Here is a 230-nt window from a genome sequence, read left to right on the forward strand (position 1 = left end):
GCATTACTTCTCTGGTCTTCCTCCTGAGTTCTGGGAAGAGCATGGCGTGACCGCGGCCGAGTTAAAGCCGTTCATGGCGCCGCCATATGAAAAGATTGTACAGAATAGTACAGAAATACACTTTTTTGGTTACTATAAGTTCTGGGATCCTCAAGAAAACTATTATTATTGTCGGGAACACACCGGATTTACGACTAACCCCGATCGTTCGGAGGGCACGTATTCTAAAT

1 pseudogene is annotated in these 230 nt (G+C 45.2%); it reads left to right on the plus strand.

From position 1 onward, the window contains the following. Positions 1 to 230 (plus strand): annotated as a pseudogene (locus AC0IYH_RS34300) (N-acetyl sugar amidotransferase); the annotation flags it as partial.

The organism is Pseudomonas sp. AC463, assembly GCF_979253585.1.